General features: G+C 71.8%; 10 protein-coding genes. 6 read left to right on the plus strand and 4 right to left on the minus strand.

Translation table 11 applies throughout. From position 1 onward, the window contains the following. Nucleotides 1-278 precede the first annotated feature (278 nt). Complete coding sequence (locus Ari01nite_RS13135; RefSeq protein WP_203781480.1) at nt 279-788, plus strand: cobalamin biosynthesis protein; 510 nt, start codon at nt 279-281, stop codon at nt 786-788. 134 nt (nt 789-922) lie between these two features. Here Ari01nite_RS13135 and Ari01nite_RS13140 read toward each other — a convergent pair whose 3' ends face one another. The 4 genes from Ari01nite_RS13140 to Ari01nite_RS13155 form a co-directional block, all read right to left on the minus strand. Further along, complete coding sequence (locus tag Ari01nite_RS13140) at nt 923-6,187, minus strand: diguanylate cyclase (RefSeq protein WP_203781481.1); 5,265 nt, start codon at nt 6,185-6,187, stop codon at nt 923-925. Nucleotides 6,188-6,322: 135 nt separating this feature from the next. Beyond that, nucleotides 6,323-6,832, minus strand: coding sequence for an SRPBCC family protein (locus Ari01nite_RS13145; protein WP_203781482.1), 510 nt, complete (start codon nt 6,830-6,832; stop codon nt 6,323-6,325). A gap of 1 nt (nt 6,833) precedes the next feature. Continuing rightward, nucleotides 6,834-7,139 carry an ArsR/SmtB family transcription factor gene (locus Ari01nite_RS13150; RefSeq protein ID WP_203781483.1) on the minus strand — a complete coding sequence of 102 codons (306 nt, stop codon included), beginning with the start codon at nt 7,137-7,139 and terminating at the stop codon, nt 6,834-6,836. A 110-nt stretch (nt 7,140-7,249) separates the two neighbouring features. Continuing rightward, nucleotides 7,250-8,533 (minus strand): citrate synthase, encoded by a 1,284-nt coding sequence (locus Ari01nite_RS13155; RefSeq protein ID WP_203781484.1) that lies wholly within the window; start codon nt 8,531-8,533, stop codon nt 7,250-7,252. A 164-nt stretch (nt 8,534-8,697) separates the two neighbouring features. Here Ari01nite_RS13155 and Ari01nite_RS13160 point away from each other — a divergent pair, with 164 nt between their 5' ends. The 5 genes from Ari01nite_RS13160 (at nt 8,698) to Ari01nite_RS13180 (ending at nt 15,608) form a co-directional block, all read left to right on the plus strand. Next, nucleotides 8,698-9,558: a universal stress protein gene (locus Ari01nite_RS13160; RefSeq protein ID WP_203781485.1), complete on the plus strand. Its 861-nt coding sequence runs from the start codon at nt 8,698-8,700 to the stop codon at nt 9,556-9,558. Nucleotides 9,559-9,590: 32 nt separating this feature from the next. Next, complete coding sequence (locus Ari01nite_RS13165; RefSeq protein ID WP_203781486.1) at nt 9,591-11,816, plus strand: putative bifunctional diguanylate cyclase/phosphodiesterase; 2,226 nt, start codon at nt 9,591-9,593, stop codon at nt 11,814-11,816. A 188-nt stretch (nt 11,817-12,004) separates the two neighbouring features. Beyond that, complete coding sequence (locus Ari01nite_RS13170; RefSeq protein WP_203781487.1) at nt 12,005-12,787, plus strand: exodeoxyribonuclease III; 783 nt, start codon at nt 12,005-12,007, stop codon at nt 12,785-12,787. Between the two features lie 89 nt (nt 12,788-12,876). Further along, nucleotides 12,877-14,574 carry a PP2C family protein-serine/threonine phosphatase gene (locus tag Ari01nite_RS13175; protein WP_203781488.1) on the plus strand — a complete coding sequence of 566 codons (1,698 nt, stop codon included), beginning with the start codon at nt 12,877-12,879 and terminating at the stop codon, nt 14,572-14,574. Next, the gene (locus Ari01nite_RS13180; RefSeq protein WP_203781489.1) at nt 14,571-15,608 is read left to right on the plus strand and encodes a cobalamin B12-binding domain-containing protein; all 1,038 of its coding nucleotides are present in this window, start codon (nt 14,571-14,573) and stop codon (nt 15,606-15,608) included. The genes Ari01nite_RS13175 and Ari01nite_RS13180 overlap by 4 nt, the downstream gene beginning before the upstream one ends. Nucleotides 15,609-15,868 lie beyond the last annotated feature (260 nt).

Here is a 15,868-nt window from a genome sequence, read left to right on the forward strand (position 1 = left end):
CCTCGCCGGGTGCCAGGAGACCGGGAAGCGGAAGCCACTCGACCGAGGGCTTGACGGCGAGGCATCACCGGTCCACGCAAAGACTCGTCCGCCGACGCCGTTCCGACAACATCGCAACCCACACACGCCTCCGCCCCGATCATGCGGAAATGGCGTTGTCAGCGGACAGCAATTCCACATGATCGGGACGGATTGGCGGCCGGACGTAAGCCGCGGGTGCAATTCACCGAGGCGGCGGTCCCGGCGCGCACTCCGGCCGGTCTTGGGGAATTAGCGTCGTGGATGAGCAGGAATTTCACGAGGTCGTGAGCAGCATGGACGGTGCCCATCGCCCCGAAGATGCCGTCGGGTATCGCGACCAAATTGAGACCGAGATTGGCACTCGGAATCGCTGGTCCTCGGTGGAGCCTCGGTGGGAATGCGCTATGGGATTGGGCGCACGGCGAGGCACGCCGATGCGAGACATTTGCACGGCGGCCGACGCGGCACTGGCGGCGGCGCGGCTGTTGTGTGAAGACATTCGGGTGCTGGCGACACTCGATCGGCGAGCGGCCGAGGATGGCGTGCGTCTGGCGGCGCGGGTCTGCGGCTGGGAGTTGCGCGGATACACGGTGGCCGAGTTGGCGGGTCAAGCCGTGCCGCATCCGAGCGGACGGGTTGCCGAGTCGATCGGCACCGCAAGCGTGGCCGAAGCGGCGGCGTTACTGGCGGCCGGGCCGGGCGCCGCGCTGCTGCTGCCGAAGTCGATCCACTCCGGCGTGACGGTAGCGATCGCCGGCCTGCCGTGATGGTGGCAATCGCCGGCCCGCCGTCACCGTCCCGCTCAGCGGCGGGTGCGCCGTCGCCGGGCCGACCGCGCCCGTCGACCGTCTCCTCGATTGCGGCGCTGGCGGGAGCCAGCGTGAGCAGACCTGGCGGGCTGTCAGCCCGGTCTGACCAGGTTGCGGCCGTCCTGTTTGGCCCGGTACAGGGCTTCGTCCGCGCGGCCCAGCAGTGCTGCCAGGTCGTCGTCGGGCTTCAGTTCGGCTACGCCGATGCTCACCGTCACCGACACTTCGCCGGTGGGGGTGGGGACTATGAGGTCGGCTATGGTTCGGCGCATGCGTTCGGCGATCTCCAGGGGGTTGCCCTCCATTTCGCTCATTACCAGGGCAAACTCCTCGCCGCCGTAGCGGCACAGGACGTCGGGCTCGCGGACAACGGATCGGAGGGCGCCGGCTACGGCACGGATCACCTCGTCGCCGGTGGCGTGGCCGTAGGCGTCGTTGATGTCCTTGAAGTGGTCGATGTCCACCATCATGCCGGCCAGCGCGCGGTGGTTGCGGCGGGCTGTGGTCAGCTGGTTTCCGGCCAGGTCGTTGAAGTGGCGGCGGTTGTAGACGCCGGTCAGGGCGTCGGTGGTGGCCAGCTGTTGCACCTGGGCGAAGAGCCGCGCGTTGTCGTAGGCGGTGGCGGCCTGGCCGGTCAGGGCGGCGGCGATGTCCAGCTCGGCGGCGCCGAACTCGGTTGCGCCGGCCACCAGCACGCCGCCCACGCCGTCCATCGTGTTGAGGGGGGCGGTCAGCCAGCCGCGCACGTCGCCCAGCAGCGCCGCAACCGCCGCGGGGGCGTCGACGGCGGTGCCGCTGCGCGGCCCGGGCGCGGAGAACAGGGCGGCATAGAGATCGGCGGCCGATGCGGCATCCCAAGCGGCACCCGGGACGGCGACCGAGGAAGCATCCGGCACCGCACCCGACGAACCACCCGGGACCGTGACTGAAGAAGTGTCCGGAGCGCTGACCCGGGCGGACTCCTCGTCGCCGGCTACGGTGAAGGTTGTGCCGTCTCGTTGGATTACGAAGACTCGGTCGGCGGCTACTGAGCGGGACACTATGGCCCGTAGCAGGGTCAGGACCTGGTCGGGGTCTCGGGTGGCGGTGAAATCGATCATTGCGCCGCGCAGGGTTTCGGCTGTGTCGCGCTGTTGGCGGGCGGCGTGGACGGCTACCTCCAGCTGGGCTGCCCGGGCCGTTTCCAAAGATACTGCTACCTGGCTGGTCACGGCGGTCAGCACGTCTACGTCCTGGTCGGTGAAGACGCCCTTGGCCACCCGGCTGTCCAAGTAGACGACGCCCAGCAGACGGCCGTCCACCTCCAGTGGGGCGATCATGATGCTGCGCAGGCCGTGGGTCACCGCGCTCGCCGAACCCAGGGCCGCGCCCTCCTCGCCGCCGGTTACCACGATCGGGCGGCGTTCGGCGCTCACCCGGTCCACCAGGCTGGCCGAGTAGCCGGTCAGCTCGGTCAGGTCGCCGTCGGCGGTTCGGCCCACGCTCAGGCGCAGGCGGCCGTCCTCGCCGGTCAGGAAAAGCACCGCCCGCTCGGCGGCGAAGATGCGCAGCGTCTCGTCCAGGGCCAGGCGGGCCAGGCGCTGCGGGTCCAGGACGTTCGCGGCGGCCGCATTGACCTGCTGCAAGGCGGCCAACCGGCGGCGGTAGCGGTCGGCGTCGGCGGACGGGTGTTGGCGGTAGCTCTCGCTGCGGCTGCCGGGGCCGGCGGCCACGACGCGGTTGCCCCACTCGGCGCGGATCCAGCGGGCCCGCCTCGCCCAGCCGTGCCGGTCCGCCAGCAGCAGCGCGAAGTCGGCCTGTTGCAGCGCCAGTTCCTCCCGTCCCGCGGCACGCAGCGCGCGGGCACGCACCCGGGCCGCCTCGTGGTGCACCAGGGGTGCGTCCAAGGTCACCAGGTACCGCTCGGCCCGGGCCAGCCGGGCCAGGGCGCGGTCGGCACGGCCGTCGATCTCCTCCAGGTCCGTGGTGGCGATGAGGTGGTACGCGCGCAGCAGCGGATCATTTGCCGCCTTGCCGAGCCTGTGCACCGCGGCGGTGGCGGCGGCCAGCAACTCGGTGCGGCGCTCGCCCCCGGCCCGGCGTACCAGCGTGAGCCGGCCGAGCGCCTCATACACGAAAATCATCCGTTGGGTGCTGAACAGCGGGGCCACCGCGATGCCCAGCCGGTCGAAGGTGGCCATGGTTTCGTCGATGGCGGTGCTCAGCTCGTCCTGCTCGACGGCGACCTGCACCGCGGCGTTCAGGTGGTGCACCCAGTAGCCGAGGTCCGCGCCACGCGCGTCCAGGTCGGGCGGGATGACCGGCGCCTCGGGCATCTGGCCGAGCAGGCTGCGGGCCATCGCGTCGGCCATGTCGTAGCCGGTGAACGCCTCGGCCGTGGAGCTGGACAGCCGGGCCCGGCCACGGTCGTGCCACTCCAGCGCCTCCCGGGCGTAGCCGCGGGACAGCAGGTCGTGCGAGCGCACGAGCGCCATGTTGGTGTAGTAGTCCAGCTCGAGCCACTGCCGCTGGGCCTCGATGAGCTCGGCCATCTCGGCCCACGAGGAGGCGCCGCCCGCCGCCCTGGCGAACTTGTGCATCCAGGCCAGCGTTGCGGACAGCTTCGGATCGTGCAGTTCGGCGGCGAGCGCGGCGCTGCGGCGGAAGATCCGGTCACGCCGGCCGTGCAGTCGCATGAAACCGGCCAGCAGGCTGGTGCCGTTGTAGGCAAGCGCGTACTCGGGGCCGGCGCCGAGGCGGTGCGCCACCATCGCCGGGCGCAGCGTGAAGGCCGGGGACAGGTGCGGCTGCAGGCCCATCGCGGCCGCGCCCGTGCCGGCATGACAGAGCTCCAGCTCCAGACGCAGCCGCTCGGCCGCCTCGCCGGTGAGCGGGTGGCGGCGTACCCGGCGGGTGCCGGTGAGCAGCCACTGCCCGATCAACCGGGCGGTCAGCAGGCCGAACGCGACGGGATGCCGGGGCATGGGGCGGCCCAGTTCGGCCAGGCCGCGGTAGACGTACTCGAGGGACCGCTCCAGCTCCCAGCGGAACCGGGAAGCGGTGGCCAGGCACAGCAGCAGGGCCGCCCGGCGCATCGGGTCGGTCTCCCGGTCCAGCGCCGGTGCCAGCCGCTCGTAGGCGGCCTCGGCCTGGCCGGTGGCGAGGTACGCGCTGGCCAGCGCCTCGTCGAAGCTGGTGTCCAGCACGGTGCCGCCGGCCTCGGCCACGGTCCCGGCGACCTCCAGGAACGCGATGGCCGCGCTCGGCGCGAACTCGGCCAGCGCGAGCTGCCCGGCGGCCCAGCCGGTGGCCACCACCCGGTCCGGGGTGCGCTCCCGCTCGCCCTGCGCGTAGTGGCCGGCCAGCGCGTACACGGCGGCCGGGTCGGTGCCGGCCCGCGCGTCCAGCAGCTCGGCGATCCGCTGGTGCAGGCGGCGCCGGCCGGGCGGGTCGACCGCGGACAGCAGCGACTCGCGGATCCGGTCGTGCACGAAGGCGTAGCCGTCCGGGCCGGCCGTCAGCACGCCGTGCTGGCAGCCCTCGGCCAGCGCCTGCTCCGGTTCCCGGCCGTGGGTCTCGGCGAGCAGCGTGGGGTCGAACCGGGAACCGATCGCGGCGGCCAGCGTGAGGATCTCGACGACCTGCTCGCCGAGGCCGCCGATCCGGGCCAGCACCAGCTCGAACACGTCGGTGGGCAGCTCGATCGACTGGAGGCGGCCGGCGTCGAGCTGCCAGGTGCCCCAGGACGGGCGCAGCGCGCCGCCGTCGACCAGCGCGTGCAGGTACTGGAGGGTGGTGAACGGGTTGCCCCGGCCGCGGGCGGCCAGTTCGGCCATCACGTCGTCGCCCACGGCCGATCCGGCCAGGTAGCCGGCGACCAGGTCGGCGACGCTCTCGTCGGTCAGCCGCCGCACCGGCACCCGCAGGTCGAGCCGGTCACCGAGGGCGCCGGCGAACCGGGCCACCTCCTGCGGGTCGTCGTCGCGCGCGGTCGCCAGCACCAGCAGCGGGGCGTTCGCGAAGTCCTCGGCCAGCCGGCGCAGCACGGTGAGGCTGGTCGCGTCCAGCCACTGCACGTCGTCGAGGACCAGCACCAGCCCGCCGTGGCGGGTGGCGAGCGCGGCCAGGAACGCGGCCACCGCCGAGGCGAACTGCTCGTGCCGCTCGTCGGCCGCCAGCGTGGGTGCGTCCAGCAGTAGCGCCAGCGCCGGGGACAGCGGGCGCAGCAGCCCGGCGCCGACGCCGGCCGCCTCGCGCAGCACCTCGATGGCGGCGGTGCGGTAGGCCGAGGCCAGGCCGGTTACGGTGCGGAGGTAGCCGTCGACCGCGGTGCGCAGCGGGGCCAGCGGGAGCGGCGAGTCACCGTCGCACTTGCCGGACAGGACCAGGGCACCCTGGTCGCGCGCGGTGTCGGCGAGGTGGGCGGCCAGGCTGCTCTTGCCGCTGCCGGCCGAGCCGTACAGCAGAACCGCGCCGCCGTCGCCGGAGAGGGCGCGCTTCCAGCGGTCGTGCAGGACGGCGCGTTCCTGGTCACGGCCGACCAGCGGGGAGGTGAGGTCGGGCTCGGCGGGTTGGCCGTTGAGGGTTGCGGACAGCTGCTGGGCGGAGCGCGGCCGATCGTCCGGGTCCTTGGCGAGCAACCGTCCGATCAACGCGGCCAGGGCCGGCGACAGATCCGGGCGCCGTACGCGGGGGTCCGGCGCCGGCGCGGTGGCGTGCAGGGCCAGCAGTTGCCCGACGTCCTCGGCCTGGAACGGGAGTTCGCCGGTCGCGCACTGGTAGAGGACGACGCCGAGCGCGTACAGGTCGGCTCGGCCGTCCACGGGCCGGGCCAGCATGCCGGTCTGCTCGGGTGCCGAGTAGTCGAACGTGCCGATCACGGCCTCGTCCGGGGTGCCGCCGAACCGGGTGGCGGCCAGCCCGAAGTCGATCAGTCGCGCCCGTCCCGAACCGGTGATGATGATGTTGGCGGGCTTGATGTCGCGGTGCACCACTCCGGCGCGATGGGCGGCGGCCAGCGCCTCGGCGACGTCCCCGGCCAGCCTGGTCAGTTCGGGCTCGGCCAGCGGGCCGGTGGTCAGGCGTTGCGCCAGGGGCTGACCATCAACAAATTCCATGACCAGGTACGGGCGGCCGTCCGCGGAACCGACGTCGAAAACCCGGGGCACTCCCGGATGGTTGACCCGGGCCAGCAGTGCCGCCTCCCGCCGGAAGCTGATCGCCGCGGTCTCGTTGTCCCGGCTCAGGCCGCGGAGCATCTTGAGCGCGTAGTCCGTGCCGCCGCGCCGGATCTGATAGACCTCGCTGTCGGCGCCGCGCCCGAGTTCGGCCAGCACCTCGATGTCCGGCCCGAGACCCGGTTTCCGCACTGCTCCCACGTGGTGCTGTTCGACCGGTCCGGCCCGTTCTTGAACTCAACGGTGGTCAGACCACCGGCCCGGCGGCCCGCGACGGCCGTGAGTGACGGCTGGCCGGCCGCCTCGGCGGGGCGGCCGGTCCCTGGTGGTCGACGGTTATGACGCGTACCTCTGCAGTTCGTTCTGGTATTTGACCTTGAGCTCGTCGAAGCCGTGGAGCTTGGCGTCCTGGCCGCGGATCACACCGACCGGCGTGCCGTCGAGGAGATGCTGCAGGACGTCGGCGCAGATGTGCCAGCCGGCGGCGACCATGGCCTCCATGCCCGGCGTGGTGAGCGTGTGGCGCAGGGTGAGGCGGGTGCCGGTGCCGGACGGTTCGAGCTCCCAGCGCAGGAGGTCGCCGCCCCAGGTGTATTCGAGCAGGCTGGGCGGTTCGGCGCGCCGGACGGTGGCGGGGAGGTCCTCGCGGATGTCGCCGTCGATCATGGTGAGGGTGGTGTCGCCCGTTTTGCTGAGATCGTCGGCCGGCTGGAACGGGGACCACTGGTCGAGTTCGGCCGGGTCGGTGAGGGCGGTCCAGACGGTTTCGGGCGGTTGGCGTAGTTCGCGGATGAAGATCAGGGTCCAGTTGCCGTCGTCGGCGGGCACGAGTGCTACGTCTGCCATCTCACTGCTCCTTGGCGTCCAGGTGGTGCTCGAGGGCGGCCAGATGCCTGGTCCACATCTGCCGGTAGGGGGCGAGCCAGGCGTCCAGCTCCCGGAACGGGCCGGGCTGGAGGCGGTAGATCCGCTGCTGGGCGCGCACGTCGGCGGTCACGACCCCGGCGTCGCGGAGCACCCGGAGGTGCTTGGAGATCGCCGGCTGACTCATCCCGAGGGCCGCCACCAGGTCGGTCACGCTGCTCTCGCGGACGCGGAGCGCGTCCACGATGCGCCGGCGGGTGGGCTCGGCGATAGCGGTCAGCGCGTCCATGGCGGTTAGCATGCCTCACCAGTTATATGAGTGTCAAGGCATACTCGATGGCGCGCCGGAAAAGCGAAAGCCCCGCCGCAAGAATCGGCAGGGCTTTCGAGAAACGAATATCAGCGCTTGTCGATCGGGACGAACTCGCGCTCCGGGAAACCGGTGTAGAGCTGGCGCGGGCGGCCGATCTTGTTGGCCGGGTCGACCATCATCTCGGACCACTGGGCGATCCAGCCGGGGAGGCGGCCGAGAGCGAACAGGACCGTGAACATCTTGGTCGGGAAACCCATGGCCTTGTAGATCAGACCGGTGTAGAAGTCCACGTTCGGGTAGAGCTTGCGGGAGACGAAGTAGTCGTCGTTGAGAGCGATCTCCTCGAGCTTGAACGCGATTTCCAGCAGCGGGTCGGGCTTGTCGAGAGTCGCCAGCATCTCCTGGGCGGCCTTCTTGACGATGGCGGCGCGCGGGTCGTAATTTTTGTAGACCCGGTGGCCGAAGCCCATGAGCTTGACGCCTTTTTCCTTGTTTTTCACCCGGGTGACGAAGGAATTGACGTCGCCGCCGTCCTTGCGGATCTGCTCCAGCATCTCCAGGACCGCCGCGTTGGCACCGCCGTGCAGCGGCCCGGACAGGGCGTTCACGCCGGCCGCGACCGAGGCGTACAGGTTGGCCTGGGCCGAACCCACCAGCCGGACGGTCGAGGTGGAGCAGTTCTGCTCGTGGTCGGCGTGCAGGATGAACAGCATGTCGAGGATCTTGGCGATCTTCGGGTCCACGGCGTACTGCACGGTGGGCAGGCCGAAGATCAGGCGCAGGAAGTTCTCGACGTAGTCGAGGGAGTTGTCGGGGTACGGCAGCGGGTGGCCGATGCTCTTCTTGTACGCGTACGCGGCGATCGTCGGAAGCTTCGCCATCAGGCGAATCCCGGAGATTTCGACCTGCTCCGCGTCCAGCGGGTCGAGCGCGTCCTGGTAGAAGGTCGACAGCGCGGTGACGGCGGACGACAGCACGGCCATCGGGTGCGCGTCACGCGGGAAGCCGGAGAAGAAGGTGCGCATCTCCTCCTGCAGGAGGGTGTGCACGCGGATCTTGTCGGCGAAGTCCTTGAGCTGGGTGGGCGTCGGCAGGGCGTCGTGCATCAACAGGTACGACACCTCGAGGAACGACGACTTCTCCGCCAATTGCTCGATGGGGAAGCCGCGGTACCGCAGGATGCCGGCATCGCCGTCGATGTACGTGATCGCCGAGGTGGTCGACGCGGTGTTCACGAAACCCTGGTCGAGGGTGACGTAACCGGTCTCCTTGAGGAGCGCGCTGACGTCGATGCCGCCGGGCCCCTCGACGGCGTCACGCACCGGCATAGACAGCTGTCCACCCGGGTGGTCGAGCTTGACATCCGTCATGTATTTCCCTCACTTCACCGGCAGATGTCCACAAGAATTTTGAGTTCACCGTAAACCCTCAACCTGAATGGGTCATCAGGTGGCCACCCGCTGAGGGATTGATCACGAAGAGTGGCGTTCTTGCATAGATAATGTTGGGCAGACGACAACCGGAGGTAGCAACGATGCCCAACCCGAGTACGTCGCCCGTCGTGGTCGGCGTGACCGGAACGTCCGCCAGTCTGGCCGCCGTGCGGCTGGCCGCGCGGGAGGCCGTCTCGCGCGGCCGTCAACTCCGAGTCGTACACGCTTTCACCTGGCTCGGTTCGGGGCCGGCGGCTGCCGGTCAGGACGGCGACAGTGCGCGCCGGGTCGCCGCCCGGGTGGTCGAGGAGGCGATCGCCACCGCCCAGCGTTCCACACCCGGGGTGCGGGTGACCGGTCAACTCGTGGATGGCTCGCCGGATCGGGTGCTGCTCAAGCTCAGCCGCACCGCCGAACTGCTGGTGGTCGGCGACGACGACCTGGCCACCACGCCCTATCTGCCGCCCACCTCGGTGCTGGTGCAGACGGTGGCCCGGTCGTGGTGCCCGGTGCTGGTGGCCCGCGGCCCGCGCCCGCCGTCCGGCCCGGTGCTGGCGGCGGTCGACGGCTCGAAGTCCTCGCTGCTCACGCTGCGCCACGCCGCGGCCGAGGGGCGCCGGCGCCGGGTGCCGGTCGAGGTGGTGCACGTGGTGTCCGACCCGGGCGGGCGGATCGAGGAGAGCGGCCGCCGGCTGCTCGACGACCTGGTGGCGGGGGTGCCCGACCTGGGCCGGTCCCGCACCCGGGTGCTGTTCGGCGCGCCGGGTCAGGCCCTGGTGCACGCGTCCGGCCGGGCCCGGGTGATCGTGCTGGGGCCGCGCGGCGCGCACGACGCGGGGCTGCTCGGGTCGGTGGCCCGGGAGGTGCTGCACCACGGCGCCTGCCCGACCATCTTCGTGCACGGCCGGGCGGTTCCCGGGCAGCGCACGCCGCCGAAAGTTTCGTCGATGGCGAAACGCTAATACCTCGCCGGTAGCCGCCGATCCGACGGTTGATGACCGAAAAGTGGCGGCTGCTGGCGTTCGCCGGCCTGGCGGCGACGGCCGTATATCTCCTCGACCTCTCCCCCGGGGTCAACAGCGCCTGCGCACTCGCGATCGGCGCCGGCACCGTGTGGGCCTGTTTCGCCGGGCCGCGCCGGCTCAACGCCGAACCCCGGTCGGCCTGGCGGCTGATCGGCCTCGGCGCCCTGGCCTTCCTGATCGGCCTGCTCATCCGGCCGGTGGTCACGGACGCCGGCCTGCCGCTGCTGGCCGACGCCTTCACCGTGCCCGGCTACGTCCTGCTCTGTCTCTTCCTCGGCAAGCTCCTGCAGGCCCGGAACAGCCTGCAGCGACACGCCGTGATCGACGGCCTGATCGTCTGCCTGGCCGGCGGGCTGGCCGCCACGCTGCTGCTGGCCGCGCCGGCCGCCGAGATCACCGGGCGCTCGCCGGTGGTGTCCGCGCTGGCCGGGCTGTATCCGCTGTTCGACGTGGTGGTCCTGCTGCTGGTGGTGAACCTCAGCTTCACCGCGCAGGTGTGGCCGGTCAGCCTGTGGACCCTGTTGTCCTCGATGACGCTGATCCTCACCGGCGATCTCGCGTACGCGATCATCGGGGTTTCCGGCAAGCTCTACTCCACGCCGCTGATGGACGCGCCGTTCCTGATCGCGTTCACGCTGATGGGGGTGACCGCGCTGCACCCGTCCGCGGTCCGCCTGGGCCGCGCCTCCCGGCAGCCGGTGCAGGCCTGGTCCTGGCCCCGGATGCTGCTGCTCGTGCCGGCCCTGATCACGCCGTTCGCGCTGCTGGTGGCGATCGGTACCGACCCGGGCCGGCGGCTCACCATCGGCCTGGTCGGCGGCCTGATCGTGGCGCTCCTGCTGGCCCGCGCGGTCTCGGCGGTGCACGCACAGGTCAGCGCCCAGTTGCAGGCCGAGCATCAGGCCACCCACGACCCGCTGACCGGCCTGCCGAACCGGCGCATGATCGGCGGGGAGATCACCCGGCTGATCCGCCGCCTGCCGCCCGGCGACACCCGCAGCGTCTGGGTGTTCCTGCTCGACCTGGACGGCTTCAAGTACGTCAACGACTCATGGGGGCACGACACCGGCGACCGGGTGGTGATCGACGTCGGCACCCGGCTGCGGGCCGCCGTGCCGGAGGGGGTGCCGGTGGCCGCGCTGGGCGGCGACGAATTCCTGCTCGCGTACGTGGGCTCCGAGGTCGACGCGATGCGCCAGATGGAGCGGGTGAGCCGGTGCTTCGACGACCCGTTCGTGGTCCGCGACGTCGAGCTGCAGATCACCGCGTCGGCCGGGATCGCGCAGGCCGGCCCGGGCGGCGACGCCGAGGAGCTGATGCGCGACGCCGACACCGCGATGTACCAGGCCAAGAGTGAGGGGCCGGGGCACACCAGGGTCTTCGACAAATCCATGCATGACCGGGTACGCGAGCGCATCGAGCTGGAGATGGCGCTGCGTCAGGCGCTCACCGGCGACCAGCTGTGGGTCGCGTACCAGCCTCTGGTATTGCTCGAGACCGGGCTGCCGATCGGCGCCGAGGCGCTGGTCCGCTGGTCGCACCCGGAGCGCGGCAACATCTCGCCGGCCGTGTTCGTGCCGATCGCCGAGGACGCCGGCCTGATCGTCAAGCTGGGTGACCGGGTGCGCCAGGAGGCACTGCGCCAGCTCGCCAGGTGGCGCGCCGACGGGACCGTGTCCGACGACTTCTACCTGTCCATCAACGTGTCCGCCAAGCAGCTCGCCGACCCGGACTTCCCGCTCGTGGTCTCGGGCGAGCTGGCCCGGTTCGGGGTACCGGCCCGGGCCGTGGCGCTGGAGATGACCGAGTCGGTGATGGTCGACGGTTCCGGCACGGCCGCCGCCCGGGTCCTGTACGAACTGCGCGAACTGGGCTTCAAGTTGCTCATCGACGACTTCGGCACGGGCTTCTCGGGCCTCGGCTACCTGCGCCGCTTCCCGGTCACCGGCGTCAAGATCGACCGCTCGTTCGTGACCGGCCTGGGCGTCGACAACGAGGCCGACGAGATCGTCCGGGCGATCGTGGCGATGAGCCAGGCACTGGGACTCAGCGTGATCGCCGAGGGCGTGGAGACCCGGGTGCAGCGGGACGCGCTGGCCTCCGTCGGGGTGTCCAACGGACAGGGCTGGTTGTGGGGCCCCGCGGTACCGCCGGCCGAGTTCGCCGAACACTGGCGGGTTACCACGGTCCGCTGATCCGGACATTTCCCGCCTGGCGCCTCAGGGACAACTCGGGCATCATTCCCTTCCTGGAGTTACCGGGGTTGATGGGAGGTCGGTGTGTCCGCGCTGGTCGGCGTCCTGCTCGTGCTGACCGTCGGCCTCACCGTCGCGCTGCTCGCCGCCGTTCGCCGTCCCTGACCCGGCCGCCCTAGGCTGGCGGGATGCGCTTCGCCACCTGGAACGTGAACTCGGTCAAGGCCCGTCTGCCGCGCCTGCTGGAGTGGCTCGACGCGACCAAACCCGACGTGCTGTGCCTGCAGGAGACCAAGGTCGCCGAGGGCGCCTTCCCCGCCGCCGAGGTGGCCGAACTCGGCTACGAGACCGCCGCGTACGGCCTGAGCAGGTGGAACGGCGTGGCCCTGCTGAGCCGGGCCGGCCTCGGGGAGGTGCGGCACGGCTTTCCCGGCGAACCGGGTTTTCCCGACCCCGAGGCGCGAGCGGTCAGCGCCGTCTGCGGCAAGATCAAATTCATGTCCGTGTACGTGCCGAACGGCCGCACTCCGGACGACCCGCACTACACGTACAAGCTCCAATGGCTGGCCGCGCTGCGCGAAGCGCTGGTGGCCGACGTGGCGGCCGGCCCGCTGGTGGTGGCCGGCGACTTCAACGTGGCACCGACCGACGACGACGTCTGGGACCCGCGGGTGTTCATCGGCTCGACCCACGTCACCCCGCCGGAGCGCGACGCCATTGCTGCGCTGCGTGACCTCGGGCTCCGCGATGTGATCGGCCGGCCGATGAAGGGCGACCGATCGTTCACCTATTGGGATTACCGCGCCGGGATGTTTCACCAGAACAAAGGCATGCGGATCGACCTCGTGCTGGCGAGTGCCGAGGTCGCCGATCGGGTGACGGATGCGGTGGTGGACCGCGAGGCGCGCAAGGGCAAAGGGCCCTCCGATCACGCTCCGATCGTGGTCGACATCGATGAATTGCCGGGATGATCACCCGGCCGTTCCGAGCCGGGAGCAGGGATACGAACTAGTCTGAGGCTTACGGATCAATCGGCGGGGAGTGCGACGGGAGGATTTTCATGACTCGGCAATCGCCGGCGGTGGCCGGCGAGGTGCAGGTCGCGGGGCCGGCTCCGGCCCTGCTGCGGGCGGCGCTCGACGCCGCCGACCAAGCCGTGCTCCTCTGCGACACCGCCGACACGATCCTGCTGGTGAACGCCGCGGCCCGCACGCTCGTGCCGGGCCTGGTCGCGGGCGGTGCGGCCGGGGCCGGTCCGCTGGCCGGGCTGGCCGGCGCGGTGGCCGACGGCGCCGACAGCTTCACCGACGAGTGCGCCGGCCGGCACCTGATCGGCCAGCGCCGCCCGCTCGGCGACGAGCACTACGGCTGGTATCTGCACGACCGCACCGAGGAGGTGGTCCGGGCCGCGGCGCTGGCCGCCGAGCGGTCCCGCAGCGCGTTCCTGGCCGAGGCCGGCCGCCGCCTGGCCGCGACCCTGCACCAGGGCCGCTGCCTGCGGATCACCGCCGAGTTGGCGGCCACGCACCTGGCCGACGCGGCGCTCGTGATCCTGCCCTCCCGCAAGCGCAAGAACGCCTGGTTGCGCCTGATCGGCGGCGGCATGGTCGAGGAGGGCACGCTACCCGAGCACCTGATCGCCGACGTGCCCGGACTGGCCGAGGCGCTGGCCGGCTTCCCGCCGATCCCGAGCCGCTGGATCGACCCCGGGCAGGCGCCCGAGTGGCTGCTGCCGGCCGGCTTCGGCCCGATCGGTGCGCTGCTGGTCACCCCGCTGCCCGGCAACGCCGAACCGGCCGGCGCGCTGGTGCTGGCCCGGCGCGGGACGGACGCCACGTTCAGCCCCGAGGACGAGATGCCGGCCCGCGTCTTCGCGGCCCGGGCCGGAGCCGCGCTGTCCGCCGCCGCGCTCTACCGCGACCAGGTCGACACCACCGCGGTGCTCCAGGCCGACCTGCTGCCGCCCGAGCTGCTCCAGCCGGACGGCATCGAGCTGGCCGGGTCCTACCAGGCGGCCCGCGATGCGCTGCGCATCGGCGGCGACTTCTACGACGTCTTCGGCCCGACCGAGTCCAGCCCGGACACGGTGATCGCGCTCGGCGACGTGTGCGGCACCGGCCCCGAGGCGGCCGTGCTCACCGGCAAGGTGCGCCAGACCCTGCGCGCGCTGCGCCTGGTCGACGCCGCGCCGGCCGACATGCTGCGGGTGCTCAACCAGGCGCTGCTGCACGGCGCGCCGGCCCGGCAGCACCGGTTCGTGACCCTGGTGGTCGGCTCGGTGCGCCGCTCCGACCACGGCCGGGTCCGGCTCACCCTGGCCACCGGCGGTCACCCGCCGCCGCTGGTGCTGCGCACCGACGGCGCCGTCGAGGAGGTGCCGGCCACCGGCACGCTGATCGGCGCGGTGGCGCACACCGAGGTCCGCCCGGCGGACGTCGAACTGGCCGCCGGCGAGCTGTGCCTGCTCTACAGCGACGGACTCACCGAGGCGCGCGGCGGTCCGGCCGGCGACGAGCAGTGGGGTGAGGCGCGGCTGCACGCGGCGCTGTCCACCTGCCAGGGCGTGCCGGCGTCGGCCACCGTCGAGCGGCTGCGCCAGCTGGTGTCCGACTGGGTGCGCGGCGGCGTCCGCGACGACATCGCCATGCTCGCCATCCGCGCGCCGGCCCGCACCCAGCTCAGCCTGCGCGGCGGCGGTGCCCGCAACACCTCGCCGTTCGCCATCGACGCCCGGCGGCGGGTCCGGCAGCGGGTATGACCAACACGATCACCGCTTCCGCCGTCTCCTCGGTCGACGAGAGCTTCCTCGCGGCCGTGGGCGACGGCGACGAATACGCCGCCGTCGAGATCGTGCACGGTCTGCTGGACGCCGGCACGCCCGCGCAGCGCGTCATGGTCGACCTGATCGGCCGCACCCAGCTGCGGGTCGGCGAGCTGTGGGCGGCCAACGAGTGGTCGGTGGCCCGCGAGCACGCGGCCACGGCCACCAGCGAGCGCGCCCTGGCGGCGGTGGCGGCCCGCACCACGGTCCGCCCGCACCGCGGCCGCATCACGGTGGCCTGCGTGGACGGCGAGTGGCACGCGCTGCCGGTGCGCATCCTGGCCGAGATGCTCCGGATGGACGGCTGGCGCGTCGACTTCCTGGGCGCGAGCGTCCCCGGCCCGCACCTGGTCACCCACCTGCACCAGACCGGCCCCGACGCGGTGGCCCTGAGCTGCATGATCGCCACCCGCCTCCCGCGCGCGCACGCCGCCGTCACGGCCTGCCGCTCGGCCGGCGTGCCGGTGATCGCGGGCGGCCGGGGTTTCGGTCCCGGCGGCCGCTACGCCCAGCACATCGGCGCCGACGCCTGGGCCGCGAACGCCGAGGAGGCGGTGTCCCGGTTGGCCCGCAACTGGCCGCCACCGTCCCGCGATCCGCAGCTGACCGCTTTCCTGGGCGACGAGGAATACACGTACGTGGTCCGCAGTCGCCCGTCGCTGATCACCACGTCGATGGACCGCCTGGCCTCGGCCTACCCCGCCGTCCGCGACTACGACGAGCGCCAGCGGGAGGCCACCGCCGAGGACATGGGCCACGTGGTCGACTTCCTGTCCGCGTCCCTCTACGTCAGCGAGACCCAGATCTTCACGGACTTCGTGGACTGGACCGCGGCGGTCCTGCTGGCGCGGAAGGTCCCGGCCGTAGCCTTCCGGGCCGGCCTTGACCTGGTACGCGACCAGCTGACCGACTTCCACACGGCCCGCGCCATCCTGGACGCCGGCATCGCCCGCCTTTCCAACCCCCGATGACCTGCGGAATTAAATCGGTTGTGGGCCCTCGTGGCGCGAGCTAGCGTATTCGCATGATCTCCTGATGCTCCCCGGCCGCCCTGTGCTGGCGGCAGCGATCGCGTTCCGGCTCCGGGCGCTCCGGCGGTTGTCCGCCGTGGAGATGCCATTCGTGCCGACGCCCGGAGCGATCTCTACCTGAATTCCCACTTTTTCACGGCTCAGCCCTGCCCTGCCCGGGTCGCGGCGCGCCGGCGAACAGCCGCGCGCCGCGATCGGCA

This window comes from Paractinoplanes rishiriensis (assembly GCF_016862375.1).
Taxonomy (GTDB): domain Bacteria; phylum Actinomycetota; class Actinomycetes; order Mycobacteriales; family Micromonosporaceae; genus Actinoplanes; species Actinoplanes rishiriensis.

What these genes read in the sequence shown, in the direction of transcription:
- Ari01nite_RS13175 (WP_203781488.1), top strand. Translation starts at nt 12,877, where the DNA reads ATGACTCGGCAATCGCCGGCGGTGGCCGGCGAGGTGCAGGTCGCGGGG.
- Ari01nite_RS13155 (WP_203781484.1), bottom strand. Translation starts at nt 8,533, where the DNA reads ATGACGGATGTCAAGCTCGACCACCCGGGTGGACAGCTGTCTATGCCG.
- Ari01nite_RS13180 (WP_203781489.1), top strand. Translation starts at nt 14,571, where the DNA reads ATGACCAACACGATCACCGCTTCCGCCGTCTCCTCGGTCGACGAGAGC.
- Ari01nite_RS13165 (WP_203781486.1), top strand. Translation starts at nt 9,591, where the DNA reads ATGACCGAAAAGTGGCGGCTGCTGGCGTTCGCCGGCCTGGCGGCGACG.
- Ari01nite_RS13145 (WP_203781482.1), bottom strand. Translation starts at nt 6,832, where the DNA reads ATGGCAGACGTAGCACTCGTGCCCGCCGACGACGGCAACTGGACCCTG.
- Ari01nite_RS13150 (WP_203781483.1), bottom strand. Translation starts at nt 7,139, where the DNA reads ATGGACGCGCTGACCGCTATCGCCGAGCCCACCCGCCGGCGCATCGTG.
- Ari01nite_RS13170 (WP_203781487.1), top strand. Translation starts at nt 12,005, where the DNA reads ATGCGCTTCGCCACCTGGAACGTGAACTCGGTCAAGGCCCGTCTGCCG.
- Ari01nite_RS13160 (WP_203781485.1), top strand. Translation starts at nt 8,698, where the DNA reads ATGCCCAACCCGAGTACGTCGCCCGTCGTGGTCGGCGTGACCGGAACG.